Raw genomic sequence first — 23,639 nt, 5'->3', positions numbered from 1 at the left:
GTTGTCTTGAATCATTCAAAACAACACACGGGCACTTCCGCTCACGCGCACCGTGAAGCAGGATGAGTGCCACGCCCGGTCGACGACGACCGGCGCGCACGAACGTGATCGAAGGAGATCGCATGGCCACGAGCACCCGCCCCGAGATCGACATCCCGAACGCATCGGTCTTCGACTACCTCTTCGGCGAGCTCGACGAGGCGCGGCTCGATGCGGTCGCCCTCATCGACGGCACGAGCGGGCAGGAGACGACCTACCGACAGCTCATCGGCCGTATCGAGCTCTTCGCCGGGGCGCTCGCGACGCGCGGGGTCGGCGTGGGCGACACCGTCGCGGTGCTGTGCCCGAACGTGCCCGCGTTCGCGATCGTGTTCCACGGCATCCTTCGGGCGGGTGCGACGGCGACGACGATCAACTCGCTGTACACCCCGGCCGAGATCGAGAACCAGCTGCGCGACGCCGGGGCCCGCTGGATCGTCACCGTGAGCCCGTTGCTGCCCGGCGCGGTCGCCGCGGCCGAGCGCCTCGTCATCCCCGACGAGCAGATCATCGTGCTCGACGGCGCCCCGGGGCATCCCTCGCTCACCGACCTCCTCGGCGAAGGCCGACCCGCTCCCGAGGTGAGCTTCGACCCCGCGACCCACCTCGCCGTGCTGCCGTACTCGTCGGGCACGACCGGGCGCCCCAAGGGGGTCATGCTCACCCACCGCAACCTCGTCGCGAACGTCGCGCAGTGCCAGGACTCGATCGACCTGCACGACGACGACCGCGTGCTCGCCGTGCTGCCGTTCTTCCACATCTACGGCATGACGGTGCTGCTCAACTTCGCGATCCGCCAGCGCGCGAGCCTCGTGACGATGCCGAAGTTCGACCTCGTCGAGTTCCTGCGCGTCGTGAGCGAGCACCGCACGACGTGGGTGTTCATCGCCCCGCCCATCGCGGTCGCCCTCGCGAAGCATCCGCTCGTCGACCAGTACGACCTGTCGAGCGTGAAGGTCGTGTTCTCGGGGGCAGCGCCGCTCGACGGCGCCCTCGCCGAGCTCGTCGCCGAACGCCTCGACTGCACGGTCTGCCAGGGCTACGGAATGACCGAGACGAGCCCGGTGACGCACGTCATCCCCGTCGAGCGCCCCGACCTCGACCGCTCGACCATCGGGCTGCTGCTCGCGAACACCGAGGCGCGCATCGTCGACGTCGAGACCGGCGAGGATGTCGCGGTGCCGGGTTCGCCCGACGAGGCGAGCGAACCCGGCGAGATCTGGATCAGGGGCCCGCAGGTCATGGCCGGGTACCTCGGCCGGCCCGACGCGACCGCCGAGATGCTCGACGCCGACGGCTGGCTGCACACGGGCGACATCGCGACCGTGACCGCCGACGGCGTCTACCGCATCGTCGACCGGCTGAAGGAGCTCATCAAGTACAAGGGCTACCAGGTCGCGCCGGCCGTGCTCGAGGCCGTGCTGCTCGAGCACCCGGCGATCGCCGACGCCGCCGTCATCGGCGTGCTCGACGACGACGGGCAGGAGGTGCCGAAGGCGTTCGTGGTGCTGCAGCAGGGCGCCTCGCTCGACGCCTCCGGGGTCATGGAGCACGTCGCCGCCCACGTCGCCCCGCACGAGAAGGTGCGCGTCGTCGAGTTCATCGAGCAGGTGCCGAAGTCGGCGTCGGGCAAGATCCTGCGCAAGGACCTGCGGGCGCGCGAGGCCGCGGCGACCGCCTGACGCTCAGTACTGCAGCAGGCTGAAGACCTCGAGGTCCGACGGCAGGGCGGCGCGCCCGCCCAGGTCGGCGAGCTCGATCGCGACCGAGACGCCCGCCACGCGCCATCCGGCCCGTTCGATCAGTCGTGCCGCGGCGCCCACGGTGCCGCCCGTCGCGAGCACGTCATCGACGACGAGCACCCGGGTGCCGGGCGGCAGCTCGCCCTCGTGCACCTCGAGCGCGGCCGAGCCGTACTCGAGCGCGTACTCCTCGGTCAGCACGGCGCGGGGCAGCTTGCCCGCCTTGCGCACCGGCAGCACGCCGACCCCGGCCGCGACCGACGCGGCCGCCGCGAGCAGGAACCCGCGCGCCTCGACGCCGGCGAGCACGTCGAACGTGCCCGCGAAGGGCTCGGTGAGCGCCTCGGCGAGCGCGTGGAACGCCTCGCCGTCGGCGAAGACCGGCGTGAGGTCGCGGAACAGCACGCCCGGCTCGGGGAAGTCGGGGATGACGGCGAGGCGCGACTCGACGAGGGCACGGGTATCCGGCTGGTTCACCGTGGCAGCCTACTCCGGCAGGCCCGGGCGAACCGACTTCAAACCTTCGACGGATGCCGCGAGCCATCCGGCCTTGCGAACATGGAAGCATCCCCCGATGTCTGGAGACTCGACCGCATGACCACCTCACCCGCCACGAGCGCCACCCCCGCCGTCACCGCCCCGACGAGTCCGCTCACGCCGAAGCGGCTCTACCGCTGGCTCGCGTTCGCCGAGGTCGTGACGTGGACGATCCTCATCGTCGCGATGATCCTCAAGTACGCGGCGGGCATCGAGTGGGCGGTGCTCGTGGGCGGCTCGATCCACGGGTTCGTGTTCCTCGCGTATGCGTTCCAGTCGGTGCTCGTGGGCGTCAACCAGCGCTGGAACGTCGGCCGCATCGCGTTCGCCGTGCTCACCGCGATCGTGCCCTACGCCACCGTGCCGTTCGACCTGTGGCTCGTGCGCAAGGGCCACCTCGAGGGCGACTGGCGCTTCGAGGCGACCGACCACCCCGCCGACGGCAACTGGGTGAACCGCCTCCTGCGCTGGTTCCTCGCCCGCCCGCTGCTGCTCACGGTCGTCGCGGTCGTCGGCATCGCCGCGCTGTTCGCCGTGCTGCTCATGATCGGCCCGCCCAAGGTCGGCTGACCCCGCCGCGCCCGCCGCGCCCCGCCCCGCCAAGGTTCGCCAGTTGCCAGAAAGTGCTGCTCGCCGAGCGTCGAGGAGCACTTTTCGGCGACTCGCGTCGTGTCGACCGGTCGTGCCGACCGGAGGAAGATGGACGCATGCCCATCCTCAACAAGGACATGCAGGTCTGCATCTCCCTCGCCGGCCGCCCGTCGAACCTCGGCACGCGCTTCCACAACTACCTCTACGACGAGCTCGGCCTGAACTTCATGTACAAGGCGTTCACGACCGACGACATCGAGGGCGCGGTGCGCGGCATCCGGGCGCTCGGCTTCCGCGGCGCGAGCATCTCGATGCCGTTCAAGGAGGCGGTCATCCCCCTCATCGACGTCGTCGAGCCCTCGGCCGCGGCGATCGAGTCGGTGAACACGATCGTCAACGACGGCGGGGTGCTGACCGGGTCGAACACCGACTTCGAGGCGATCGCGCAGCTCATCGCCGACCACGAGCTCGACCCCTCGCTGCGCGTGCTCGTGCGCGGATCGGGCGGCATGGCGAAGGCCGTCGTCGCCGCGTTCCGCGACGCGGGCTTCGCGCACGTCACGGTGCTCGCCCGCAACCCCGAGCTCGGCCCGGCGCTCGCCGCGCAGTACGGCTACGAGTGGACCGCCGACGACCCCGCGCCGGGCACCGCCGACGTCATCGTGAACGTCACCCCGCTGGGCATGCAGGGGGCGGATGCCTCGGCGCTCGCCTTCTCGGAGGAGCACATCGCCGCGGCATCCGTCGTGTTCGACGTCGTGGCGTTCCCGGCCGAGACGCCGCTCATCGTCGCCGCGCGTGCCGCGGGCAAGACCGTGATCTCGGGCGCCGAGGTGCACGCGCTGCAGGCGGCGCGGCAGTTCGAGCGCTACACGGGCGTGTCGATCACGCGCGAGCAGATCGCGGCGGCCGCCGCGTTCTCGCGCGAATCCGCTGGCTGAGGAGCACGGCTCCAACCATCGCCCGCAATCCCCATCGTCGAGAGTGCACTCCCCGGCGAGCGACCCCGCACCGCGGCATCCCCATCGTCGAAAGTGCACTCGCCGCCCACGAACAGGGCGACCAGTGCACTCTCGATGAGACGAGCGCGATGCCTGCACGCGCGTCAGCGGTGCACGCGGTTGACGAGCGCCGTCCACACGAGCGCGGTCGTCGAGCAGACGAGCAGGGCGACGAACACCCAGGGCAGCGCCGGGAGCCCGATCACGCCGTAGAGGGCAGCGCCGAGCAGCGCACCGCCGCCGATCCCCGTGTTGAAGGCGGTCGTGTAGAACGAGGCGGCGGCGTCGCGGATCTTCGCCGACGCCGAGTGCAGCAGTCGCGTGTTGAGCATCGTCGGCAGCGCGCCGAACGCCGTGCCCCAGAGCAGGAAGCTCGCGATGCCGACCCCCGGCACCTCGGGGAACGCGGCGAGCCCCGCCGCGCCGAGTCCGGTGCCGACCATCGCGACGACGAGCCCCAAGGTCGGGCGGCGTCCGAGCACCGCGCCCGCGAGCACGAGGCCGACCGCACCGGCGATGCCGTAGGCGAGCAGCATCGGACTAATGGCGCTCGACGGCAGGCCCATGACGTCGGTCATGTAGGGCGCGATGTACGTGTAGAAGGTGTACATGCCGATCATGGTGACAGCCGTGATGAGGCACACCACGATGACGGGCACGAACGTCGGGTCCTTGCGGATGCGGACCGGCGCGGCATCCGCCTCGCCCGCATGATGCCGCACGGGCGGCAGGAACCGCTGCACGAGCAGCGCGCCGACGAGGGTCAGCACGCCGACGGAGGCGAACGCGAGCCGCCAGCCGAACGCCTGCCCGAGTGCGGTGCCGAGCGGCACGCCGAGCACGAACGCCGCCGAACCGCCGGCGACCGTGATCGACACGGCGCGGGCGAGCTGCTCCTTGGGCACGAGGTGCCCCGCGTACGCGCCGACGACCGACCAGAAGAGGCCGTGGGCCGCACCGCCGAGCACGCGGGTCGCGACGACCGTCGGGTAGTTCGGCGCGACCGCGGTGAGCAGGCAGCTGAGCGCGAGCACGCCGAGCGTCAGCACGATGAGGGTGCGCCGGGGCACGCGCCTCGTGAGGGCGGCGAGCGGAACGGTGAGCACGACGACGGTCGCGGCGAACACCGTGACCAGTACGCCGATGAGGGGCTCGCCGACGTTCAGCCCGCTGCTCATGTCGGGCAGGAGGCCGGTCGGGAGCATCTCGATCGTGACCGAGAGGAACACGGCCGCGGCGAGCACGACGAGCCCGAGCCACGGGAACGGCGGCGCGGGATGCACCGAGGGAACGGAAGAGGTCATGTGACGTGCCTGAACGTACGTCGCTCGTGGGGCGCGGCGGGGCTCCGCGAGTGCGCGAACGGCCACGAGGACTGCGCGCCGATGTGCGCGCCCAGGGCCGACGAGGATGCGACGACCGTGGTCCATCTTACGGGAGGGGTGCTCGAGGGGTCTCGATACGCTTCGCTACCCGACCGACCCGGCCTGCTCACCTGAGCACGGCCGGTAGACTGGCACGGTCAGGCATCCGCCCCGCGGCATCCGCTCGCCGCCGTTCTCTGGAGCTCGCCACTCGTGACCACCGAAACCCCCGCCACCATCGCTGCACCCACGACCCCGGTGCTCGACACCGTCGAGGTCGCGGCCGCGACGCCCGAGAAGGAGCAGCCGTACGCCGCGCTGGGCCTGAAGCCCGACGAGTACGAGCGCATCCGCAACATCCTCGGCCGCCGTCCCACGAGCGCCGAGCTCGCGATGTACTCCGTCATGTGGAGCGAGCACTGCTCGTACAAGTCGTCGAAGATCTACCTGCGCCAGTTCGGCAAGAAGGTCACGCCCGACATGAAGAAGAACCTCATGGTCGGCATGGGCGAGAACGCCGGCGTGCTCGACATCGGCGAGGGCTGGGCCGTCACCTTCAAGATCGAGTCGCACAACCACCCGAGCTACATCGAGCCGTTCCAGGGCGCCGCGACCGGCGTCGGCGGCATCGTGCGCGACATCATCTCGATGGGCGCCCGCCCGGTCGCCGTCATGGACGCGCTGCGCTTCGGCGACATCTCGCACCCCGACACCGCGCGCGTCGTGCACGGCGTCGTGAGCGGCATCAGCTTCTACGGCAACTGCCTCGGCCTGCCGAACATCGGCGGCGAGACCTGGTTCGACTCGACCTACCAGGCGAACCCGCTCGTCAACGCCCTCGCGGTCGGCGTGCTGCGGCACGAAGACCTGCACCTCGCGAACGCCAAGGGCCAGGGCAACAAGGTCGTGCTCTTCGGCGCCCGCACGGGCGGCGACGGCATCGGCGGCGCGTCGATCCTCGCCTCCGACACCTTCGCCGAGGGCGGCCCGACCAAGCGCCCCGCCGTGCAGGTCGGCGACCCCTTCGCCGAGAAGGTGCTCATCGAGTGCTGCCTCGAGCTGTTCCAGCAGGATCTCGTCGAGGGCATCCAGGACCTGGGTGCGGCCGGCATCTCGTGCGCGACGAGCGAGCTGGCGTCGAACGGCGACGGCGGCATGTCGATCGTGCTCGACGACGTGCTGCTGCGCGACCCCACGCTCACGCCCGAGGAGATCCTCATGAGCGAGAGCCAGGAGCGCATGATGGCGATCGTGAAGCCCGAGAAGCTCGAGGGCTTCCTGAAGGTCGTCGAGAAGTGGGACGTCGAGACGAGCGTGCTCGGCGAGGTCACCGACACCGGCCGCCTGAGCATCATGTGGCACGGCCAGGAGATCGTGAACGTCGACCCGCGCACCGTCGCCGTCGACGGCCCCGTCTACGAGCGCCCCGTCGCCTATCCGACGTGGATCGACGCCCTGCAGGCCGACACGGCCGCGAAGCTCGACCGCCCGGCCACCCCCGAGGAGATCCGCGAGCAGTTCCTGAAGCTCGTGGGCTCGGCGAACCAGGCGGATGCCGCGTGGGTGACGAACCAGTACGACAAGTACGTGCTCGGCAACACGGCCCTGAGCTACCCGGATGACGCGGGCATGGTGCGCGTCGATGAGGAGTCGGGCCTCGGCGTCTCGGTCGCGACCGACGCGAACGGCCGCTACTCGCAGCTCGACCCGCGCCAGGGCGCGAAGCTCGCCCTCGCCGAGGCGTACCGCAACGTCGCCGTGACCGGCGCCGTGCCCATGGGCGTCAGCGACTGCCTCAACTTCGGTTCGCCCGAGAACCCCGAGGTCATGTGGCAGTTCTCGGAGACCGTGGAGGGCCTGAGCGACGGCTGCCTCGAGCTCGGCATTCCGGTCACGGGCGGCAACGTCAGCTTCTACAACCAGACCGGCGACGTGCCGATCCACCCGACGCCCGTCATCGCGGTGCTCGGCGTGATCGACGACGTCGCCCGCCGCATCCCGAGCGGCTGGCAGGACGACGGCCACAACATCTACCTCCTCGGCGACACGAAGGCCGAGCTCGACGGCTCGGCCTGGGCCGGCGTCGTGCACGACCACCTCGGCGGCCGCCCGCCGGCCGTCGACCTCGCCGCCGAGAAGACGCTCGCCGAGCTGCTCTCGGCCGCGACGATCGAGGGCCTCATCGACTCGGCGCACGACCTCTCCGACGGCGGCCTCGCGATCGCCCTCGCCGAGGCGGTCTCGCGCTTCGGCGTCGGCGCCCGGGTGTTCCTCGGCGAGGTGCTCGCCGACGGCGACCTCGACCTCGCGACCGCGCTGTTCAGCGAGTCGACCGGCCGTGTGATCGTCACGGTCCCCCGCGAGGACGACGTCAAGTTCCGCGGGCTCTGCGAGGGCCGGGGCTACCCGGTGCGCCGCATCGGCGTGACCGACGCGGCCTCGCAGTCGCTCGAGGTGCAGGACGCGTTCACCGTCTCCGTCGACGAGCTGCGCGGCGTCAACCGCGCCCCGCTCGCCGACGCGTTCGGGCCGGTCGTCGGCTACTGACGACGACTCGCGGTCGAGCGACGAAGGAGCGGATCGAGACCCCATGACCGAGACCGAGCACTACACCGACGCGTACGCGTCGACGCACGGGCGCTTCACGGTCGTGCCGGCCGCGTACGTGCTGCTCCGTCGCGGCGACGAGGTGCTGCTGCAGCTGCGCCGCGGCACGGGGTACTACGACGAGCACTGGGCGTTCGGCGCGGCCGGCCACGTCGAGGCCGGCGAGTCGCTGCCGACGGGCGCCGCGCGCGAGGCGCTCGAGGAGCTCGGCGTCGAGGTCGCCCCCGGCGCCCTCGAACTGCTCACCCTCATGCACCGCACCGACGGCTCGGGCCGTCCGATCGAGCAGCGCTTCGACGTGTTCTTCCAGGTGCGCGAATGGTCGGGCGAGCCCCGCATCATCGAGACGCAGAAGGCGGCGGCGCTCGAGTGGTTCGCCCTCGACGCCCTGCCCGAGCCCGTCGTGCCGCACGAGCGCCAGGTGCTCGAGGCACTGCGCGACGCACGGCTCGCACCGGTCAGCGTGTTCGGATTCCCGGAGGCGGCGCATGCAGGGCAGTGACCTCGCGTTCATGGCCATGGTGGCGGGCGGCGCGATCGTCTTCTTCGCCGTGATCATCCTCATCGGCGTGATCATGCGCGCCGTGAAGGCCCCGCGCGGCCAGCGCATGCGCGAGGCGTTCGGCCCGTTCGCCGGCGCCGGAGAGAAGTACCAGGAGCTCCACACCGGCCAGGAGGGTCTGCGCGACTCGATCATGCGCACCGTCCAGGAGCAGAGCCAGCAGGGCGGCGATCGCGGAGACTCCGGCGACCGCGACCCCGCGGCCGCGGGGTCCCCGGCCGCAGAGACGGACGGCACCGGCGACGGCACCGACATCGATGGCGGGGATGCCTCCGGCGGAGCCGGCACCGCCTCCGGCGGGCCCGACAGCCCGCCCGGGCAGCCGAAGCCCTGACGGTCGCCCCGGTCGGCGCCACGTCGAACCACGCTCGGTCGAGCACGAACGATGCGCTCAGCCGCTGTGCGCCCACAGGTCCGCCCACTCCTCGGGCGCGAGGTCTCTCGGTCGTCGCCGCCCGAGCGCGCGGATCCGCCCCTCGAACACGCCGGCCATCCAGGCCTGGTAGTCGCGTCTCCGCCGGCCCGGCACGAGCGGTCGCTCCCGCCGGCGGATCGTGAACAGTCCGCCGTCGACCGACGGCGCCGGGCGGAACGCCGCACGCGGCACCCGTCCCTCGAGCTCGAACTCGTACCAGGGCGCCCACTGCACGGTCAGACGGCTCGTGCCGCCCACCCCGCACCGGCGGCGGGCGGCCTCCCACTGGGTGAGCAGCACCGCGTCGGTCCAGCCCCGCTGGGCGAGCAGCATCCGCAGCATGGCCGTCGTGACGTGGAACGGGATGTTGCCGACGACGACGTGCGCCGCCGAGGGGTAGCGCCAGTCGAGGGCGTCGGCGGTGACGACGCGGGCGCGCCGACCGAGTCGCGAACGCAGCGCCTCGGCCCGGGCCGGGTCGATCTCGAGTGCCGTCAGCGGACGTTCGAGCGCCGCGAGCGGCTGCGTGAGCGCACCTCCTCCGGCGCCGAGTTCGACGATGGGACCGTCGGTCGCGTCGACGAGTTCGACGATGCGTCGGACCACCCGGCGGTCGACGAGGAAGTTCTGGCCGAGCTCATGCCGACCGCCGACCGGCGCGTCGTCGCGGGATCGCGAACGGGCCGGCCGGCGAGCGGATGAACGGGAATGGAAGGAAGACGAGAATGATCGATGGGTGCGCACTGCAGCTCCGCTGGCGAGAGATCCGGGCAGCCGGGCACGCCGAACGTGCGCCGGCCAGGGTCACTGGGCCGAGGCGAAGGGTCGCGGGTGAAGGCCGACGCTCCGCCTCAGGCGGTGCGGGGCCGAATCACGAGCGCGGCGGAGTTGCATGACACGGTCGAGGAGCCTAGCAGGAGGTCACGGCGGGCGACCAGCGCCTCACGTGCCCGACGGCGGCGAGACGAGCAGTTCCACGCGGTCGGCGAGGTAGCGCGCGGCATCGGCGAGCGCGTCGGGCTGGGTCGGGTTCCACCGCACGTAGACCGCGCCGCCCTGCACGACGAACGGCCCGGATGCCCCGGTGCGGGCGAGCTCGTCGAGGTCGACGGGCGTCGTGTCGAAGTCGACGGTCTCGCCCGCGGTGATGCCGCCCCGCACCGCCGCGGCCTGCCAGGCCCGGTGCTCCGCGACGCTGTCGGCGAGCACGCTGCGGCGGGCCGGCAGCTCGGAACGCACGACGTGCCCCGTCGCGTGCGCCGCACCGTCGGGCGCGACGAGCAGCACCCCGAGCCGCCACACCCGGCCGAGCTGCGCCATGCGCGGCGCCCGCGCGACGCCGAGGACACGTCGCGGTTCGACGAGCTCGGCGAGCACCTCGCTGCGTGCGCCACCCTCGGCGAGCCGTGCGGCCGCCGCCTCGAGCTCCCCCCGCAGCCGGGCGACCGCCTCGCCCGCGGACTCGGGCCCCGAAGCATCCGTCATGCCTCAATGCTGCCGCGTCCGATTCGCCCGCGCCATCCCGCTGAGCTATGCGTCAGGGGTGCGGCGGGACCCGCCGGCCCGGCGCGACGCCGACCCGCACGTACTCCCCCGTCGCGGCCTCGGCGAGCGCCTGGTCGAGCTCGGCGAGCGCGTGCGTGACACCGACGAGCTCGTCGAGCGGCAGCGACATCCACGATCGCTCGAGGAAGGCGACCGCCCGCTCGAGCTGGGCACCCGTGTAGTTGTGCACGCCCGTGATCGTGACGAGCCCTCGCACGAGCCGCTCGGGATCGAGCCGGAGCTCGCCGCCGGGCGACACGCTGCCGACGAGCACCACGACGCCGCCGACGCCGACCTCGCCGACGGCGGTCCGGACGGCGGGGTCGGCGCCCGACGCCTCGATCGCGACGAGCAGCTCGGGGATGCCTCGTGCCGCGAGCTGCTCGAGCGCCGCGTCGAGGTGATCGGCGTCGCCGCGGCGGGCGCGCGGATCGACCGCGATCGCACCGAGTCGGCGAACGAGCGCCCGCCGCGAGGCATCCGGTTCGGAGACGACGACCTCGGCGCCCGCCTCCCGCGCGATCGCGGCGACGCTCAGCCCGATCATGCCGCCGCCCGTGACGAGCACGGCGGCGCCCGCGAGCGGGACGTGCGCGGCGGCGGAGTCGAGCGCGGCGACCGCGGTCGCCGTCGCGCACGAGGCCGGAGCCGCGACGAGCGCCGGCAGCTGCTCGGTCACCCGCACGATCGCGGTCCCCGCCCTGAGCTGGACGTGGGTGGCGAAGCCGCCAGACAGCTCCCAGCCGCGGTGCACCCTCTCGTGCCCGTATTTGGCGAGGGCGCGGCACTTCTGCTCGAGCCCGCGGCGGCACCGATCGCAGTCGCCGCAGCTCACCGCGACCGACCAGACGACGCGATCGCCGAGCTCGAGCGGCGAACCGTCGGCTCGCACGGCGCCGTCGCCGACCGCGACGACGCGGCCGACCTGTTCATGCCCGAGCACGAGCGGCGCGGGCGCCGGCCGGTCGCCGCGAACGGTGTGCACGTCGGAGCCGCAGATCGTCGCGAGCTCCACCTCGACGAGCGCCTCGCCCGGCGACAACCGCACGCCGGGCGCCGCCAGCGCCTCATGGGGCCGGCCCGGTTCGTACCAGACCATCGCGACCGGGGCGGGTCGCAGCAGCAGGTCGGGCCCCGCGACACGCACGACGGTGTGCACCCGCAGCCCCCTTACTCGCCGTGCAGGCCGAGCAGCGCCGGCAGGTCGGCGACGCTGGCGATGACCGCGTCGGCGCCGGCGGCTTCGAGCGAATCGCGATCGTGCGCCCCGCTGAGCACGCCGACGACGAGCCCGGCGCCGGCGGCGACGCCCGACTCGATGTCGCTGACCGTGTCGCCGACGACGACCATCGCGTCGACCGAGCTCGTCTCGGTGCGCAGCAGCGCGGTGAGCGGCAGGTCGGGGTGCGGGCGTCCGCGTCCCGCATCCGCGGGCGAGAGGGCGAGGTCGGCGAGGCCGTGCCAGTCGAGCGCGTCGAGGATCGCGTCGCGGGTCGCGGGCGAGAAGCCCGTCGTGAGCGCGACCGAGGCGCCCGCCTCGCGCAGCCGCTCGATCACGCGGGCGGCGCCGGGGATCTCGGTGACCCCTTCGCGCTCGACGAGTTCGGCGTAGGCGCCCTCGAACTCGGCGTTGGCGTGCTGGGCGGCGTCCTCGTCGCCGTCGGCGAGCACGCGGAAGACCTCGATCTTCGACTGCCCCATCGTGTCGCGCACGTATTGCAGCGCCTCGTCGAAGTCGTCACCCGCGGCGATGATGCCGCTGCGCTCGGCGGCGAGCGCGAACGCGCGCTCCACGATGCCGTCGTCGACGACGGTCGTTCCGGCCATGTCGAGCACGATGAGCTCGATCTCGCCGTCCTCGTCGTCGAGGTCGTCGGGGTCGGCGAGCTCTGCGGCTTCGTCGAGCTCGGCGAGCTCGTCGTCGGTCTCGGCGGGGAGGTCGGGGCGGATGTCGCGGGTGTCGGTGGTCATGATCGGCCTTCCTGGGAGGTGGTCTGGGTCGCGGCGGGAGGTCTCGGGGCCCCGTCGGTCGAGGGGCGCGAAGCGCCTGTCGAGACCAGGGGATGCCGCGGCGCACGCGCGCTCGGCGCGGATCCGCCGTCGAGTGCTCGGCCGACGACGTGCTCGGCGAGTCCGAGCCCGCACGTCATGCCGATGCCGGTGGTCGCGGCGGCGACGTGCACGCCGGGCTCGAGGCGCTCGGCGAGGAACTCGTCGGGGCCCGAGGCGTAGACGCCCTGCCAGCGCTCGATGACGCGCGGTCGCCCGACGCCGAAGAGGTCGGCGGTCACCTCCAGCAGCGCCTCGAACGCCGACTCCCCCTGGAACGGCGCGACGGTCGCCCCGCGATAATGGGTGTCGCCGACGATGAGCGACCCGTCGGGCAGCTGCGTGTACATCTGGTTGAGGTCGAGCGCCGCGAGGTCGGGCCGCTCGGCGTGCAGGCGTTCGCGAAGCCGGACCGCCGCGTCGGTCGCGGCGAAGGCGCCGTAGCGCACGAGCGACCAGCCCGTCAGCAGCGGCGCCGCGAGCGGTGCCCGCAGGCCCGCCGACACCCGCAGCATGTCGAGTCCGCAGCGCACGATGCCGCGCGCCTCGGCGAGCTCGGGGTGGAGCAGGTCGAGGTCGTGGTTCACCGCGATGACCACGTCTCCGGCGTCGATCGGTCCGCGGCTCGTCTCGACGCGCACGGTTCCGCCCGAGGTTCCGGCCCCCTCCACGCGGGCGACGTTCGTGCGGCGTCGGAACTCGACGCCCGCCGCCTCGAGGTGCGCCGCGATCGCGCCGAGCGCCTGACGCGGGTTCGCCTGCAGGTCCCGCGGCAGGAAGGCCCCGCCCACGAGGCTGCCGGGCGCGACCGGCATCCGCCGCTCGGCCTCGACGGCGTCGAGCAGTTCGACCTCGTCGCCGCGGAGCGCCGCGAGCTCGGCGAGCACCTCGGTCTCGTCGTCGCGCCGGGCGGCGACGAGCGTGCCCGATTCGCGCAGCCAGACGTTCGCGTCGCGGGCGAGTCCGAGCCAGATCTCGCGCGAGGCGAGCGCGAACTCGCGGGCCTGCGCGTGCTGCGGGGTGAAGCACAGGTGCCCGAAGTTGCGGACGGACGCGCCGGTCGGCTCGCTGCCGCGCTCGATCACGACGACGCGCTGTCCGCGCCGGTGCGCCGCGAGGGCCGCGCCGAGGCCGACGATGCCGGACCCGACGACGGCGACGTCGAACGTGTTCGGTGCGGCGACCGCCCCGCGGCTCATCGGAACACCCGCCGCATCCACATCGCGACGCCCTCGACGACGAGCACCGTCACGAGGATCATCAGCACGATCGCCGTGACCAGCTGGTAGTTCGAACCCTGCCCGGCGTTGAGCAGGTAGTAGCCGATCCCGCCGCCGCCGACGATGCCGAGGATGGTCGCCGCTCGGACGTTCGTGTCGAGCAGGTAGAACCCGTGGCCGATGAGCGCCGGGGTCCCCTGCGGCAGCGTCGCCGAGGCGTACACCTGCGACCGGGAGGCGCCGGTCGCGTGCAACGCCCGCTCGGGACCGGCCTTCACCTCCTCGAACGAGTCGGCGATGAGCTTTCCGGCCAGGCCGATGCCGCCGAACGCGAGCGCGAGCGTGCCGGCCTGCGCCCCGAGCCCCGTGATCACGATGAGCACGATCGCGAGGATCACCTCGGGCACGCCGCGGATGACGACGAGGAGGAATCGCATCGAGGTGCGCACGGTGCCGTTCGGGGCGACGTTGCGGGCGGCGAACGAGCCGACGACGACCGACACGACGAGCGCGAGCAGCGTCGCCGCGAGCGCGATGCCGATGGTCTGCCCCATCGCGCCGAACATCGTCGCCGCGTCGTAGTTGCCGAAGTCCGGCGGCCAGAACTGCGCGGCGATCGCGGGGATCTTCGCCCACACGGTCGCGAGGTCGCCCCATTGGATGTCGCAGATCGCGATGCTACCGACGACGATCGCGGCGGCGAGCCATCCCCAGACGACGTTGCGCACGCGCGCGCCCGTCCAGGGGCGTCGCAGCGCGGCATCCGGGGTCGTGGCCGTGAGCGGCCCGCCCGAAGCGCGGCCGCCCGTGAGCATCGCCTTGCGCACCGCGCTCGAGACGACCTCCATGACGACGCAGAGCGCGAACATGACGATCGCGATGCCGAGGCCGAGCGAGTAGTTCAGCGACTTGAACGCGAACGACATCTCGAGACCGAGCCCGGCGACGCCGACGTAGCCGAGCACGACCGAGCCGCGCAGGTTGATGTCGTTGCGGTGCAGCACCGTCGCGACCCACGACGGCAGCACCTGCGGCAGGATGCCGCTCGTGAACTCCTGCCACTTCGACCCGCCGGCCGCCCGGACGGCGAGCCGCGGCCCCTCGTCGATCTGCTCGATAGCGTCGGCGAACAGCTTCGAGATCATGCCGACCGAGTGGATGCCGATCGCGAGGATGCCCGGCAGGGTCCCGAGCGAGAAGACGAGCACGAACACCATGGCGAGCACGACGTCGGGCACGGCGCGGGTGAAGACGCCGATGAAGCGGCCGAGCGCGCGCCAGCCCGGCCCCGGCGTCGTGTTCGCGGCCGACAGGTAGGCGACGGGCACCGAGATGAGGGCGGCGAGCAGCGTGCCGCAGAGCACGAGGCCGACCGTGAGCGCCGTGAGGTAGGCGAGCTCGGCGGGCTCGGGGAAGGTGATCGGGCCGACGCGGGCGAAGAATCGCTCGGCGTTGTCCCAGCTCTCGACCATGCCGGTGAGCGAGATGCCCGACTGGGCGACCGCGACGACGGCCATGCCGACGATCGCGACGAGCGTGAGGGCGGCCGCGATGCGCTCGGGGGAGACGATGCGGCGCGGCGCGCGCTCGGCGATCGAACCGTGCGGGGATGCCGCGGGGCGCTGCTCGGGGGCGAGGAGCGTGGTCATCGGCCGGCCGGTTCCGGCTCGGCGGCGCCGTCGATCCACTCGGGCACGGCCACGAGCTCGCGGTCGATCGCCTCGAGCTCGGCCGTCGCGGTCGCGACCCGGCCGTAGATCTCCATGACCTCGGTCTTCGACAGCCCCTCGGCGGGGGTGTCGAGCACGACCTCGCCGTGACGGAGGCCGACGATGCGGTCGCCCCACGAGAGGGCGAGGTCGACCTGGTGCAGGCTGCAGACGACGGTGAGGCCGGCGTCCATCGCGATCTCGCGGATGAGCGCCATGACCTGCTGGCTCGACTCGGGGTCGAGCGAGGCGACGGGCTCGTCGGCGAGGAGGATCTCGGGGTCCTGCATGAGCGCGCGGGCGATCGCGACGCGCTGCTGCTGACCGCCCGAGAGGGTGTCGGCGCGCTGGTAGGCGCGGTCGAGCAGGCCCACCCGTTCGAGGTGGGAGAGCGCGGCGAGCTTCATGCGCCGCGGGTAGCTCCAGAGCCCGAGCCGCGGTCCGCGGAGCTCGGCGAGCGCACCCGTGAGCACGTTCTCGAGCACGGTGAGCGAGGGCACGAGCTCGAACTGCTGGAAGACGAAGCCGATGCGGCTGCGCAGGGCCCGGAGGCGCCGCCCCGAGAGGCGCGGCACCTCCTGGCCGAGCACGCGCACGGAACCGGACGTCGGAGTCTCGAGGCCGTCGAGGTGCCGGAGCAGCGTCGACTTGCCCGACCCCGAGAGGCCGAGCAGCACGACGATCTCGCCCTGTGCGACCTGCAGCGCGGCGTCCCGCAGGGCGACGGTCGTGCCGAACGCCTTGGTGAGTCCTTCGACCTCGATGGCCGCGGGGCCGTCGGTGCGGGTGGTCTCGCTCATGTCCTCGTCCATTCCGTTTCCGTGCGCGTCAGTGTCCGGGTGTCAGCCCTGGCACTGCTCCGCTTCGGTCTTCTCGCAGATGTCGCGGATGGTGTCGTAGTACTCGTCGTCGACCGGCACCGTCGCGTAGAACACGCTGCGGAACGCGTCGCTGTCGGCCGACTCGACGCCCGAGGCGATGATGTCGTCGATCGTGACCTCGCCGAGGATGTCGGTGAGCTGCGACTTCAGCTCCTCGGGGAGCGTGTCGGAGACGACGATCGGCGCACCCGGCACCATGGTCTCGGCGATGATCTCGACCTTGTCGCTCTTGGCGACCTCGCTGTCCTCGGCGAAGCCCGCCTCGCACTCGACGCCCTCGCCGGTCTTCGTGACCGAGACGTCGTGCTTGCCGGCGAACACCGGGGTGACGTCGGTCTCGGGGTCGATGCCCTCCTCGAGCAGGTTGTAGCTCGGGAAGAGGTACCCCGACGTCGACGACGGGTCGACGAAGCAGACCTTCTTGCCCGCGAAGCCGGCGAGGTCGGTGATGTCGGAGCCCTTGGGCACGATGGCCTGCGAGTAGTAGCCGGGCTCCTGGCCCTCGGCGGTGACGATCGACGAGATCGGGGTGATCGCGGCGCCGTTGTTCGTCGCGGTGACGTAGGTGAAGCCCGAGAAGCTCGCGACGTCGATCTTGCCGGCGACGGCGGCCTCGATGAGCGCGGCGTAGTCGGTCGACTCGTGGTACTCGACGGTCTTGCCGGTCTCGGCGGCGATGTAGTCCATGAGCGGCTGGTAGTTCGTCTCGGTGTCGACCGAGTCGGGCACGACGCCGAAGACGAGCGTGTTCTCGTCGACCGCGAACGTCTCGTCGCCCGAGGCGTCGCCCGAGCCCTCGGAGGCGTTCGCCGAGGTGCAGGCCGCGAGGCCGACGGTGAGGAGGGCCGCTGCTGCGACGGCCGTCCAGCTCTTGGTGGTGAGTTGCATCGGAGACCTTTCGTGAACCCCGGCCCGTATCTCGGGCGCAGGCGGTGCGTTCCGATGCCTCACGGTAGGCAGTGGGCGCCAACGGCACGGGGCATCGCGGTTACCGGTCGGTGAACCGGGTGCGGCGGGTCGGCGATGGGATGTCGCCGACCCCCGCCCGCTCGCACGTGCGACGGGGACGCCGCGGCGTTCAGCGCCGCAGGCGCGAGGGACCCGACGCGGCGCCGAGGCCGACGACGACGATGCCGGCGAAGAGCCAGCCGTACCGACCCGAGACGACGCCAATCACGCCGAGCACGAGCCCGACGGCGACGAGCACGCGCGAGAGGACGAGGCGCACCTTCGGCCGCGCGAGGAACCGCGGGCGGGGCCGGTCGCCCTCGGGCGTGCTCATCCGCCGAGCGAGAACGTCGTGCCGGTCGCGCGTTCGGCGAAGCTCCAGAAGCGCTCGGCGATCGCGGGGTCGGCTGAGGTGCGCGTCGGGGTCTGCAGGACCGGCGGGCCCTTCACCGACCAGCGCGGCCCCCAGAACTGCCCGCCCTGCGCCTCGGGCGCGGTGAGCGCGTGCAGCGTGACCTCGGCGCCGCGGTGCTTCCCCTGCGCCCACGCCGCCTGCAGCGCGTCGGCGAACCGCGCGCCGGCGGTCGGCTCGTTGACCCCGGGTACGCGGGGCGTGCGACCGCTGATCGAGTAGCCCGGGTGCGCGACGAGGCTCGAGATCGGCAGCCCGGCCGAGCGCAGACGACGATCGAGTTCGAACGCGAACACCTGGGTGGCGATCTTCGACTGAGCGTAGGCGCGCCAGAAGTCGTAGCCGCGCTCGAGCTGCAGGTCGTCGACGCGGAAGGTCGAGAGGCGGCTCGACAGCGAACCGAGCGACACGATGCGGGCGCCGTCGGCGAGGTGCGGCACGAGGTCGGCGAGGAGCGCGAAGTGCCCGAGCACGTTGGTGGCGAGCACGAGCTCGTTGCCGTCGGGCGACGTGAGCCTGGCTCCCGGCGTGTGCACCATGCCCGCGTTCGCGACGACGCCGTCGAGCGGCGGGCGGTGGGCCAGCCGCCGCGACGCGGCGCGCACCGACGCGAGCGAGGCGAGGTCGACGACGAGCGGTTCGAGCGATCCCTCGACGCCGTCGGGGTTGCGCGCCATGGCCGCGGTGATGGCGGCGAGCGCCGCTTCGAGCCGTTCGGGGCTGCGGCCCGCGAGCGTGACGTGGGCGCCGGCGCCCACGAGGCGGGCCGCCGTGAAGAACCCGAGGCCGGCGTTCGCGCCCGTGACGAGGAAGCGCCGCCCCGACTGCGGTGGCAGCGGCACGGGGTACCAGTTCACGGCTCGCCCGCGATCACAGCTCGCGCTCGCCGCTGCCGTTCGCGAGCTCCTCGTGGTGCTGGATCACCTCGGCGACCACGAAGTTGAACCACTTCTCGGCGAAGGCCGGGTCGAGGTGCGCGTCCTCCGCGAGGGAGCGGAGTCGCGCGATCTGACGCTTCTCGCGATCGGGGTCGCTCGGCGGCAGCCCGTGCGCCGCCTTCAGCCGGCCGACCTGCTGCGTGAACTTGAATCGCTCGGCGAGCAGGTGGATAAGCGCCGCGTCGATGTTGTCGATGCTCGAGCGGATGCCGAGCAGCTCGCTCATCGCGGCGTCCCGGTCGTCGAAGGCGGCATCGTCAGTCATGCTTCGAGCGTACTTCGCGACGGTCGGGTCGTGCGAAGCGCGTGCAACGCGAGGTCCCCGAAACGGGCATGGCGGCGTGCTGCGCCCGGGCGTAGTTTCGGTCGTGGAGGTGGTCGCGATGGGCGAGCGGAGCGGCGGCAACAGTGCGGTGGTCGGCGGGGGCGCGATCTACGGCCTCGGCATCTTCGGGGCGTGGTTCTACTTCTTCGGCCGGGCCGACGAGTTCTGGGAGTTCGTCTGGGCGTTCTTCCAGGGGCTGTTGTGGCCCGCGTTCATGGTCTTCGACCTGTTCACCGCGCTCAACCCCTGACCGCCCGGGCGGTCGGCCCGGGCGGTCGGGGCGCGAGTCAGGATGCCGCGGCCGAGGTGCGCGCGAGCATCGGCCGGGTCGCGGCGAGGCCGAGCCACACGACGCCCATGCCCGACGCGAGCACGGCCGCGATGACGACGAGCGCGAGCGGCTGCACGATGAGCGCCGCGCCGGTGAGCGGCAGCATGACGAAGGCGGCGGTGAGCGCCGAGCCGATCGCCGTGATGCGCAGGGGCGACATGACGGCGCGCCGGCGGGCGGCGTCCATCGTCGCCTCGGGCATGCCGAGCATGTCGAGCGACCGGTAGAGGTCTCGCCGGTCGAGGATGCCGGCGGCCTGATTGACCCCGACCGAGCAGGCGACCATGAGGAACGACCCGATCACGGTGATGAGGATGCCGGTGCGGATGTCGGCGAACAGTTCGAGCGACTCGCGGTCGACCGCGGCTCCGCCGCCGGCGAGGTCGACGAACGCGAGGCCGACGCCGGCGAAGACCGCCATGAAGCTCGTCATCGCGACGCCCGACACCTGCCGCCACGCGGCCTTCGGCGACTCGAGGACGGTGCGTGCCGCGATGAGGGCGGCCGGCCGCTTGGCGCGTCGGGCCTGCCCCTTCGCCACGAGTCGGATGACCCACGGACCGACGAGGTTCAGCACCGCGAGCGTCCCGCCGAAGCCCGCCGCGAGGATCGCGATGAGCACGATCGCCGACCCGGCGACCTGCAGCGCACCCATGAGCGCGAACGACACGAGCACCACGATCGCGCCGACGACGAAGCGCAGCCACGACAGCTTGGGCGCGTCCTGCCGGGTGCGCACGCCGAGCGGCGAGATGACGACCTTGCGGAGGCCGAGCACCGCGCTCAGCACGGCGAGCGCGACGACGCCGGCCGCCACTCCGGCGAGCACCGGCCAGCCGAGCAGCACCCCGTCGATGCCGAGCGGCTCGCCGCGGAACGGCACGAGCGCGAGGGCCGGCACGATGACGAAGTAGAGCCCGATGCCGACGACGGCCCCGGCGAGCGCGAGCACCGCCGACTCGAGCACGGCGAGCGCGGACACCGTCGCGGGCGTCGCTCCGAGCAGGCGCAGCGTCGCGAGCCGGTCGTCGCGACGCCGGGCCGACAGGCGGGCGGCGGCGCCGCCGAGCGACGCGAGCGGCACCACGAGCAGCACGAGGGCGATGACGGCGAGCAACTGGTAGGTGAAGGCGATCTCGTCGGTCCAGGTCCAGAAGGTCTGCGCCCCGCCGATGACCGTGAGCAGCAGGGCCGTCACGATCGCGAACGCCGTGACGGGCAGGGCGAGCGTCGCGAGGCCCGACGATCCGGGGCGGGCGAGCAGCCAGGCGATGCGGGCGATCACGCGACGCCGCCCGAGCCCGCCGCCGGCACCCGCTCGCCGACGATCCGCCCGTCGCGCATGTCGACGATGCGCGAGCATCGCCCCGCGACATCCGCGTCGTGCGTGACGACCACGAGGGTGCGGCCCTGGCCGGTCGTCGAGTCGAGGAGCGCCTGCATCACCTCGGCGGAGGTCGCCGAGTCGAGGGCACCGGTCGGCTCGTCGGCGAACACCACCGTCGCTCCGGTCACCTGCGCGCGCGCGATCGCGACCCGCTGCGCCTGACCGCCCGAGAGCTGCCCGATGCGGCGCTCCTCGAGTCCGCCGAGCCCCAGGGCGGCGAGCCATCCCCGGCCGTACTCCTCGGCGCGCGCCCGAGGCATCCCGTTCAGCATGAGGGCCAGCGCGACGTTCTCGACCGCGGTGAGCTCGGGAACCAGGAGGCCCTGCTGGAAGACGAAGCCGAACGCCTCGCGACGCAGCCGTGAGCGCTCGCGCTCGGAGAGCCGCGTGACGTCGACGTGCCCCGCGCCCGACAGGAACGACACGGTTCCGGCGTCGGGCGGCACGATCCCGGCGAGGCAGTGCAGGAGCGTGGTCTTGCCCGATCCGGAGGCGCCCATGATCGCGAGCGACTCGCCGGTGCGAACGCGCAGGTCGACGCCGCCGAGGGCACGGGTCTGGCCGTAGGTCTTGACGAGGCCGGATGCCTCGAGCACGAAGGAACTCATGCTTCGAGCCTGCCCGGCGAGGGTGCGGCAGCGCGTCGGGCGCGAGTCTCATCTCGCGCCCGACGCGTCATCCCAGCGGATGATCCGGGGTCGGCTCAGCGGGGCGTCGCCCGGCGGATCACGAAGAACCCGACCACCGCCCAGCCCAGCGCCTTCACGAGCAGCAGGGTGAAGATCCCGACCAGGCCGATGCTCGCGAACCAGTCGAAGAGTGCGGGCCACGACTCGGTGAAGGTGAGCGTCGCGATGACGGCGAGGATGAGCGCGACACCGCCGAAGAGCAGCGTCAGCATGCCCTTCATCCGCCACCGCATGTACACCGTGGTGATGCTCGCGCCGATGAAGAGCACGAGCAACTGCAGTGCGAACGTCGAGAAGAAGTCGAGCAACCAGCCCGACTGCCCGTACCAGAGCGCGTCGAACATGCCGGCGCCGATGCCCCACCCGTTCGTCGCCTTCTCGATCTGGACGAGGGTCGCGATCGCGACCGCCATCTCGAACGAGACGAAGAGGAACATGAGGCCCGTGCCGAGCCAGTAGTCGCGGCGCGTCGCCCCGAAGCCGAGCGCGAACGGGAAGGTCGCGGCGACGGCCTGCACGCCGACGACGATCAGGTACCACTGCGGCGAGAGGACCGCCCACGAGTAGCGGAAGCCGTCGGCGTCGTCGGAGATGCCGGCGCCGCGCAGGATGAGCGCGATGACCATCGTGATCGCCCATGCGCCGCCGAGGATGAGCCACGGCACCCCGAAGAAGATCGACGGGTTGACGGTGTGCAGGCGCACGATCCGCAGGATCTCGTGCGGGCGGAATCGGGCGGTCGTCGAGGCGACGGTCGGCGTGGCGACGGCGGTCATGCCGCGACCTCCTTGTCGGTCGTGCCGACGAGGTCGGCGCCGGTGAGGTGGACGATGAGCTGCTGCAGCGAGACCGGGGCGAGCTCGAGCCCGAGCTCGGCGGCCCGTACGCGCTCGGGGTGGTCGAGCCGCCCGTCGATCGTCACCGAGGCGAGGCCTCCGAGGGCCTCGCGACCGATGACCGGGCGGTCGGCGACGAACTCGTCGACGACCGAGCGGGCGCCGGCGATGGTGGTCGCGGAACCTCGCACGTCGTCGGCGTCGCGGTCGAGCAGGATGCGGCCCTGGTCGATGAGGATGACGTGCTCGAGCAGGTTCGCGACCTCGTCGATCAGGTGCGTCGAGAGGACGATGGTGCGCGGGTGCTCGGCGTAGTCCTCGAGCAGCCGGTCGTAGAAGATGTGGCGGGCCACGGCATCGAGTCCGAGGTACGGCTCATCGAAGAACGTGAGCGGTGCCCTCGAGGCGAGGCCGACGATGACCCCGACGGCGCTCAGTTGCCCGCGGCTGAGCTTCTTCATCCGCCGCTTGAGCGGCACCCGGAAGTCGGCGATGAGACGCTCGGCGAACTCGGCGTCCCAATGCTCGAAGAACCACGGCGCCGCGGCGAAGACGTGCTTCGGCGCGAAGTCCTCGGGGTAGCGCTGCGACTCGGCGATGAAGCAGAGCCGTCGCAGCACGTCGGCATGTTCGGCCGGCCTCCGGCCGAACACCTCGAGTTCACCCGCGCTCGGGAACAGCTGACCGGTGAGCAGCTGCATGATCGTGGTCTTGCCGGCGCCGTTGCGGCCGAGCAGCCCGTAGATGCGGTGCTCCTGCAGTTCGAAGTCGACTCGGTCGACGGCGGTGAAGTCGCCGTAGCGCTTGGTGAGGCCGGTGGCGCGGGCCACGATGGCGGTCATGATGCGGTCCTCTCGGATCGGAGTGCGGCGAGCATGCCCGCCAGGTCGTCGATGTCGATGCCGAGCTTCTCGGCCTCGATGAGGAGGGGCGTGAGGTACTGCGCGCTGAACTCGGCCCGCCGACGCACGACGAGGCGTTCACGGGCGCCGGCGGTCACGAACATGCCGATCCCCCGTCGCTTCTCCACGAATCCGTCGTCGACAAGTCGGCTCACCCCTTTCAGCGCGGTGGCCGGGTTGACTCGGAGGAAGCTCGCGAATTCGTTGATCGACGGGATCTGCGACCCCTCGGGCAGGGTCCCGTCGATGATGTCGTTCTCGAGCTGTTCGGCGATCTGGATGAAGATCGGACGCGAGTCGTCCATTCCGGCCCATCTGTGCACGATGCGAACGCGCGTTCGCATGTTGGTTAGTTACTACAGTAACTAACCAACCACCCTCCCCGGGATCTGTCAACCTCTCCGTCGGTCGAGTAGGCGCGCAGCGCCGTATCGAGACCCCTCGGTCGGTCGAGTAGGCGCGCAGCGCCGTATCGAGACCACGATCCGGCGGTGGTCTCGATACGCGCTTCGCGCTACTCGACCGACCTGCCCGCGCTTCGCGCTACTCGACCGACCTGCCCGCGCTTCGCGCTACTCGACCGACCTGCCCGCGCTTCGCGCTACTCGA

At 72.1% G+C, this 23,639-nt stretch carries 25 protein-coding genes; 7 read left to right on the top strand and 18 right to left on the bottom strand.

Annotated features, from left to right (window positions below; genetic code table 11):
* Positions 1-122 precede the first annotated feature (122 nt).
* Complete coding sequence (locus AC3RJ7_RS00685) at positions 123-1,721, top strand: AMP-binding protein (RefSeq protein ID WP_491453936.1); 1,599 nt, start codon at positions 123-125, stop codon at positions 1,719-1,721.
* A 3-nt stretch (positions 1,722-1,724) separates the two neighbouring features.
* Here AC3RJ7_RS00685 and AC3RJ7_RS00680 read toward each other — a convergent pair whose 3' ends face one another.
* Complete coding sequence (locus tag AC3RJ7_RS00680; RefSeq protein ID WP_491453935.1) at positions 1,725-2,258, bottom strand: adenine phosphoribosyltransferase; 534 nt, start codon at positions 2,256-2,258, stop codon at positions 1,725-1,727.
* 117 nt (positions 2,259-2,375) lie between these two features.
* On the opposite strand from AC3RJ7_RS00680, the gene AC3RJ7_RS00675 reads away from it, so the two are divergent.
* Both AC3RJ7_RS00675 and AC3RJ7_RS00670 read left to right on the top strand, forming a co-directional pair.
* Entirely contained in the window at positions 2,376-2,888 is a 513-nt protein-coding gene (locus tag AC3RJ7_RS00675) for a DUF3817 domain-containing protein (protein WP_491453934.1), read from the top strand.
* 137 nt (positions 2,889-3,025) lie between these two features.
* Positions 3,026-3,850 carry a shikimate 5-dehydrogenase gene (locus tag AC3RJ7_RS00670; RefSeq protein WP_491453933.1) on the top strand — a complete coding sequence of 275 codons (825 nt, stop codon included), beginning with the start codon at positions 3,026-3,028 and terminating at the stop codon, positions 3,848-3,850.
* 164 nt (positions 3,851-4,014) lie between these two features.
* Here AC3RJ7_RS00670 and AC3RJ7_RS00665 read toward each other — a convergent pair whose 3' ends face one another.
* Complete coding sequence (locus AC3RJ7_RS00665; protein ID WP_491453932.1) at positions 4,015-5,214, bottom strand: MFS transporter; 1,200 nt, start codon at positions 5,212-5,214, stop codon at positions 4,015-4,017.
* Between the two features lie 273 nt (positions 5,215-5,487).
* On the opposite strand from AC3RJ7_RS00665, the gene purL reads away from it, so the two are divergent.
* From purL to AC3RJ7_RS00650, 3 genes are read left to right on the top strand one after another with little or no spacing between them, the layout of a single operon-like run.
* On the top strand, positions 5,488-7,821 hold the full coding sequence (gene purL / locus AC3RJ7_RS00660) for a phosphoribosylformylglycinamidine synthase subunit PurL (RefSeq protein WP_491453931.1): 2,334 nt from the start codon (positions 5,488-5,490) through the stop codon (positions 7,819-7,821).
* A gap of 43 nt (positions 7,822-7,864) precedes the next feature.
* Positions 7,865-8,383, top strand: a complete 519-nt coding sequence (locus AC3RJ7_RS00655; protein ID WP_491453930.1) for an NUDIX hydrolase — start codon at positions 7,865-7,867, stop codon at positions 8,381-8,383.
* Positions 8,370-8,777: a hypothetical protein gene (locus AC3RJ7_RS00650; protein WP_491453929.1), complete on the top strand. Its 408-nt coding sequence runs from the start codon at positions 8,370-8,372 to the stop codon at positions 8,775-8,777. Before AC3RJ7_RS00655 ends, AC3RJ7_RS00650 begins: the two co-directional genes overlap by 14 nt.
* Before the next feature lie 57 nt (positions 8,778-8,834).
* Here AC3RJ7_RS00650 and erm read toward each other — a convergent pair whose 3' ends face one another.
* From erm to AC3RJ7_RS00595, 11 genes are all read right to left on the bottom strand, one after another.
* Positions 8,835-9,602: a 23S ribosomal RNA methyltransferase Erm gene (erm, locus tag AC3RJ7_RS00645; protein WP_491453928.1), complete on the bottom strand. Its 768-nt coding sequence runs from the start codon at positions 9,600-9,602 to the stop codon at positions 8,835-8,837.
* A gap of 198 nt (positions 9,603-9,800) precedes the next feature.
* Complete coding sequence (locus tag AC3RJ7_RS00640) at positions 9,801-10,343, bottom strand: hypothetical protein (protein ID WP_491453927.1); 543 nt, start codon at positions 10,341-10,343, stop codon at positions 9,801-9,803.
* A 52-nt stretch (positions 10,344-10,395) separates the two neighbouring features.
* On the bottom strand, positions 10,396-11,562 hold the full coding sequence (locus tag AC3RJ7_RS00635) for an alcohol dehydrogenase catalytic domain-containing protein (protein ID WP_491453926.1): 1,167 nt from the start codon (positions 11,560-11,562) through the stop codon (positions 10,396-10,398).
* Between the two features lie 11 nt (positions 11,563-11,573).
* Positions 11,574-12,374, bottom strand: a complete 801-nt coding sequence (locus AC3RJ7_RS00630; protein WP_491453925.1) for a phosphonatase-like hydrolase — start codon at positions 12,372-12,374, stop codon at positions 11,574-11,576.
* Positions 12,371-13,651, bottom strand: a complete 1,281-nt coding sequence (locus AC3RJ7_RS00625) for a TIGR03364 family FAD-dependent oxidoreductase (RefSeq protein ID WP_491453924.1) — start codon at positions 13,649-13,651, stop codon at positions 12,371-12,373. Before AC3RJ7_RS00625 ends, AC3RJ7_RS00630 begins: the two co-directional genes overlap by 4 nt.
* Positions 13,648-15,321: a phosphonate ABC transporter, permease protein PhnE gene (gene phnE, locus AC3RJ7_RS00620; RefSeq protein ID WP_491453923.1), complete on the bottom strand. Its 1,674-nt coding sequence runs from the start codon at positions 15,319-15,321 to the stop codon at positions 13,648-13,650. Before phnE ends, AC3RJ7_RS00625 begins: the two co-directional genes overlap by 4 nt.
* Positions 15,318-16,181: a phosphonate ABC transporter ATP-binding protein gene (gene phnC, locus AC3RJ7_RS00615; RefSeq protein ID WP_491453922.1), complete on the bottom strand. Its 864-nt coding sequence runs from the start codon at positions 16,179-16,181 to the stop codon at positions 15,318-15,320. Before phnC ends, phnE begins: the two co-directional genes overlap by 4 nt.
* A gap of 42 nt (positions 16,182-16,223) precedes the next feature.
* Positions 16,224-17,150: a phosphate/phosphite/phosphonate ABC transporter substrate-binding protein gene (locus AC3RJ7_RS00610; protein WP_491453921.1), complete on the bottom strand. Its 927-nt coding sequence runs from the start codon at positions 17,148-17,150 to the stop codon at positions 16,224-16,226.
* Positions 17,151-17,340: 190 nt separating this feature from the next.
* Complete coding sequence (locus AC3RJ7_RS00605; RefSeq protein WP_491453920.1) at positions 17,341-17,544, bottom strand: hypothetical protein; 204 nt, start codon at positions 17,542-17,544, stop codon at positions 17,341-17,343.
* The gene (locus AC3RJ7_RS00600; RefSeq protein WP_491453919.1) at positions 17,541-18,479 is read right to left on the bottom strand and encodes an SDR family NAD(P)-dependent oxidoreductase; all 939 of its coding nucleotides are present in this window, start codon (positions 18,477-18,479) and stop codon (positions 17,541-17,543) included. Before AC3RJ7_RS00600 ends, AC3RJ7_RS00605 begins: the two co-directional genes overlap by 4 nt.
* 13 nt (positions 18,480-18,492) lie before the next feature.
* Positions 18,493-18,825, bottom strand: coding sequence for a chorismate mutase (locus AC3RJ7_RS00595; protein ID WP_491453918.1), 333 nt, complete (start codon positions 18,823-18,825; stop codon positions 18,493-18,495).
* 118 nt (positions 18,826-18,943) lie between these two features.
* Between AC3RJ7_RS00595 and AC3RJ7_RS00590 the strand changes: the two genes are divergently transcribed.
* On the top strand, positions 18,944-19,135 hold the full coding sequence (locus tag AC3RJ7_RS00590; protein WP_491453917.1) for a hypothetical protein: 192 nt from the start codon (positions 18,944-18,946) through the stop codon (positions 19,133-19,135).
* 37 nt (positions 19,136-19,172) lie between these two features.
* Here AC3RJ7_RS00590 and AC3RJ7_RS00585 read toward each other — a convergent pair whose 3' ends face one another.
* The 5 genes from AC3RJ7_RS00585 to AC3RJ7_RS00565 all read right to left on the bottom strand — a co-directional run bounded on the left by AC3RJ7_RS00585 (position 19,173) and on the right by AC3RJ7_RS00565 (position 23,335).
* Positions 19,173-20,501: an FtsX-like permease family protein gene (locus tag AC3RJ7_RS00585; protein ID WP_491453916.1), complete on the bottom strand. Its 1,329-nt coding sequence runs from the start codon at positions 20,499-20,501 to the stop codon at positions 19,173-19,175.
* Entirely contained in the window at positions 20,498-21,211 is a 714-nt protein-coding gene (locus AC3RJ7_RS00580; RefSeq protein WP_491453915.1) for an ABC transporter ATP-binding protein, read from the bottom strand. Before AC3RJ7_RS00580 ends, AC3RJ7_RS00585 begins: the two co-directional genes overlap by 4 nt.
* A 95-nt stretch (positions 21,212-21,306) precedes the next feature.
* On the bottom strand, positions 21,307-22,068 hold the full coding sequence (locus tag AC3RJ7_RS00575) for a hypothetical protein (RefSeq protein ID WP_491453914.1): 762 nt from the start codon (positions 22,066-22,068) through the stop codon (positions 21,307-21,309).
* Positions 22,065-22,970, bottom strand: coding sequence for an ABC transporter ATP-binding protein (locus tag AC3RJ7_RS00570; protein ID WP_491453913.1), 906 nt, complete (start codon positions 22,968-22,970; stop codon positions 22,065-22,067). The genes AC3RJ7_RS00575 and AC3RJ7_RS00570 overlap by 4 nt, the downstream gene beginning before the upstream one ends.
* Complete coding sequence (locus AC3RJ7_RS00565; RefSeq protein WP_491453912.1) at positions 22,967-23,335, bottom strand: GntR family transcriptional regulator; 369 nt, start codon at positions 23,333-23,335, stop codon at positions 22,967-22,969. Before AC3RJ7_RS00565 ends, AC3RJ7_RS00570 begins: the two co-directional genes overlap by 4 nt.
* Between the last annotated feature and the right edge of the window lie 304 nt (positions 23,336-23,639).

The sequence above is a fragment of the Agromyces solani genome, assembly GCF_058349925.1.
Note: the sequence above shows the minus strand (reverse complement) of the source record. Positions and strands in the feature narration are given on the sequence as shown.

Bases quoted from the DNA above. Each gene is read 5' to 3' on its own strand.
- AC3RJ7_RS00595 (WP_491453918.1), bottom strand. From the start codon at position 18,825: ATGACTGACGATGCCGCCTTCGACGACCGGGACGCCGCGATGAGCGAG.
- AC3RJ7_RS00670 (WP_491453933.1), top strand. From the start codon at position 3,026: ATGCCCATCCTCAACAAGGACATGCAGGTCTGCATCTCCCTCGCCGGC.
- AC3RJ7_RS00580 (WP_491453915.1), bottom strand. From the start codon at position 21,211: ATGAGTTCCTTCGTGCTCGAGGCATCCGGCCTCGTCAAGACCTACGGC.
- AC3RJ7_RS00575 (WP_491453914.1), bottom strand. From the start codon at position 22,068: ATGACCGCCGTCGCCACGCCGACCGTCGCCTCGACGACCGCCCGATTC.
- AC3RJ7_RS00625 (WP_491453924.1), bottom strand. From the start codon at position 13,651: ATGAGCCGCGGGGCGGTCGCCGCACCGAACACGTTCGACGTCGCCGTC.
- AC3RJ7_RS00685 (WP_491453936.1), top strand. From the start codon at position 123: ATGGCCACGAGCACCCGCCCCGAGATCGACATCCCGAACGCATCGGTC.
- AC3RJ7_RS00630 (WP_491453925.1), bottom strand. From the start codon at position 12,374: ATGACCACCGACACCCGCGACATCCGCCCCGACCTCCCCGCCGAGACC.
- AC3RJ7_RS00665 (WP_491453932.1), bottom strand. From the start codon at position 5,214: ATGACCTCTTCCGTTCCCTCGGTGCATCCCGCGCCGCCGTTCCCGTGG.
- AC3RJ7_RS00640 (WP_491453927.1), bottom strand. From the start codon at position 10,343: ATGACGGATGCTTCGGGGCCCGAGTCCGCGGGCGAGGCGGTCGCCCGG.
- phnC (WP_491453922.1), bottom strand. From the start codon at position 16,181: ATGAGCGAGACCACCCGCACCGACGGCCCCGCGGCCATCGAGGTCGAA.
- AC3RJ7_RS00675 (WP_491453934.1), top strand. From the start codon at position 2,376: ATGACCACCTCACCCGCCACGAGCGCCACCCCCGCCGTCACCGCCCCG.
- phnE (WP_491453923.1), bottom strand. From the start codon at position 15,321: ATGACCACGCTCCTCGCCCCCGAGCAGCGCCCCGCGGCATCCCCGCAC.
- AC3RJ7_RS00650 (WP_491453929.1), top strand. From the start codon at position 8,370: ATGCAGGGCAGTGACCTCGCGTTCATGGCCATGGTGGCGGGCGGCGCG.
- AC3RJ7_RS00570 (WP_491453913.1), bottom strand. From the start codon at position 22,970: ATGACCGCCATCGTGGCCCGCGCCACCGGCCTCACCAAGCGCTACGGC.
- AC3RJ7_RS00565 (WP_491453912.1), bottom strand. From the start codon at position 23,335: ATGGACGACTCGCGTCCGATCTTCATCCAGATCGCCGAACAGCTCGAG.
- AC3RJ7_RS00610 (WP_491453921.1), bottom strand. From the start codon at position 17,150: ATGCAACTCACCACCAAGAGCTGGACGGCCGTCGCAGCAGCGGCCCTC.
- AC3RJ7_RS00655 (WP_491453930.1), top strand. From the start codon at position 7,865: ATGACCGAGACCGAGCACTACACCGACGCGTACGCGTCGACGCACGGG.
- AC3RJ7_RS00590 (WP_491453917.1), top strand. From the start codon at position 18,944: ATGGGCGAGCGGAGCGGCGGCAACAGTGCGGTGGTCGGCGGGGGCGCG.
- AC3RJ7_RS00605 (WP_491453920.1), bottom strand. From the start codon at position 17,544: ATGAGCACGCCCGAGGGCGACCGGCCCCGCCCGCGGTTCCTCGCGCGG.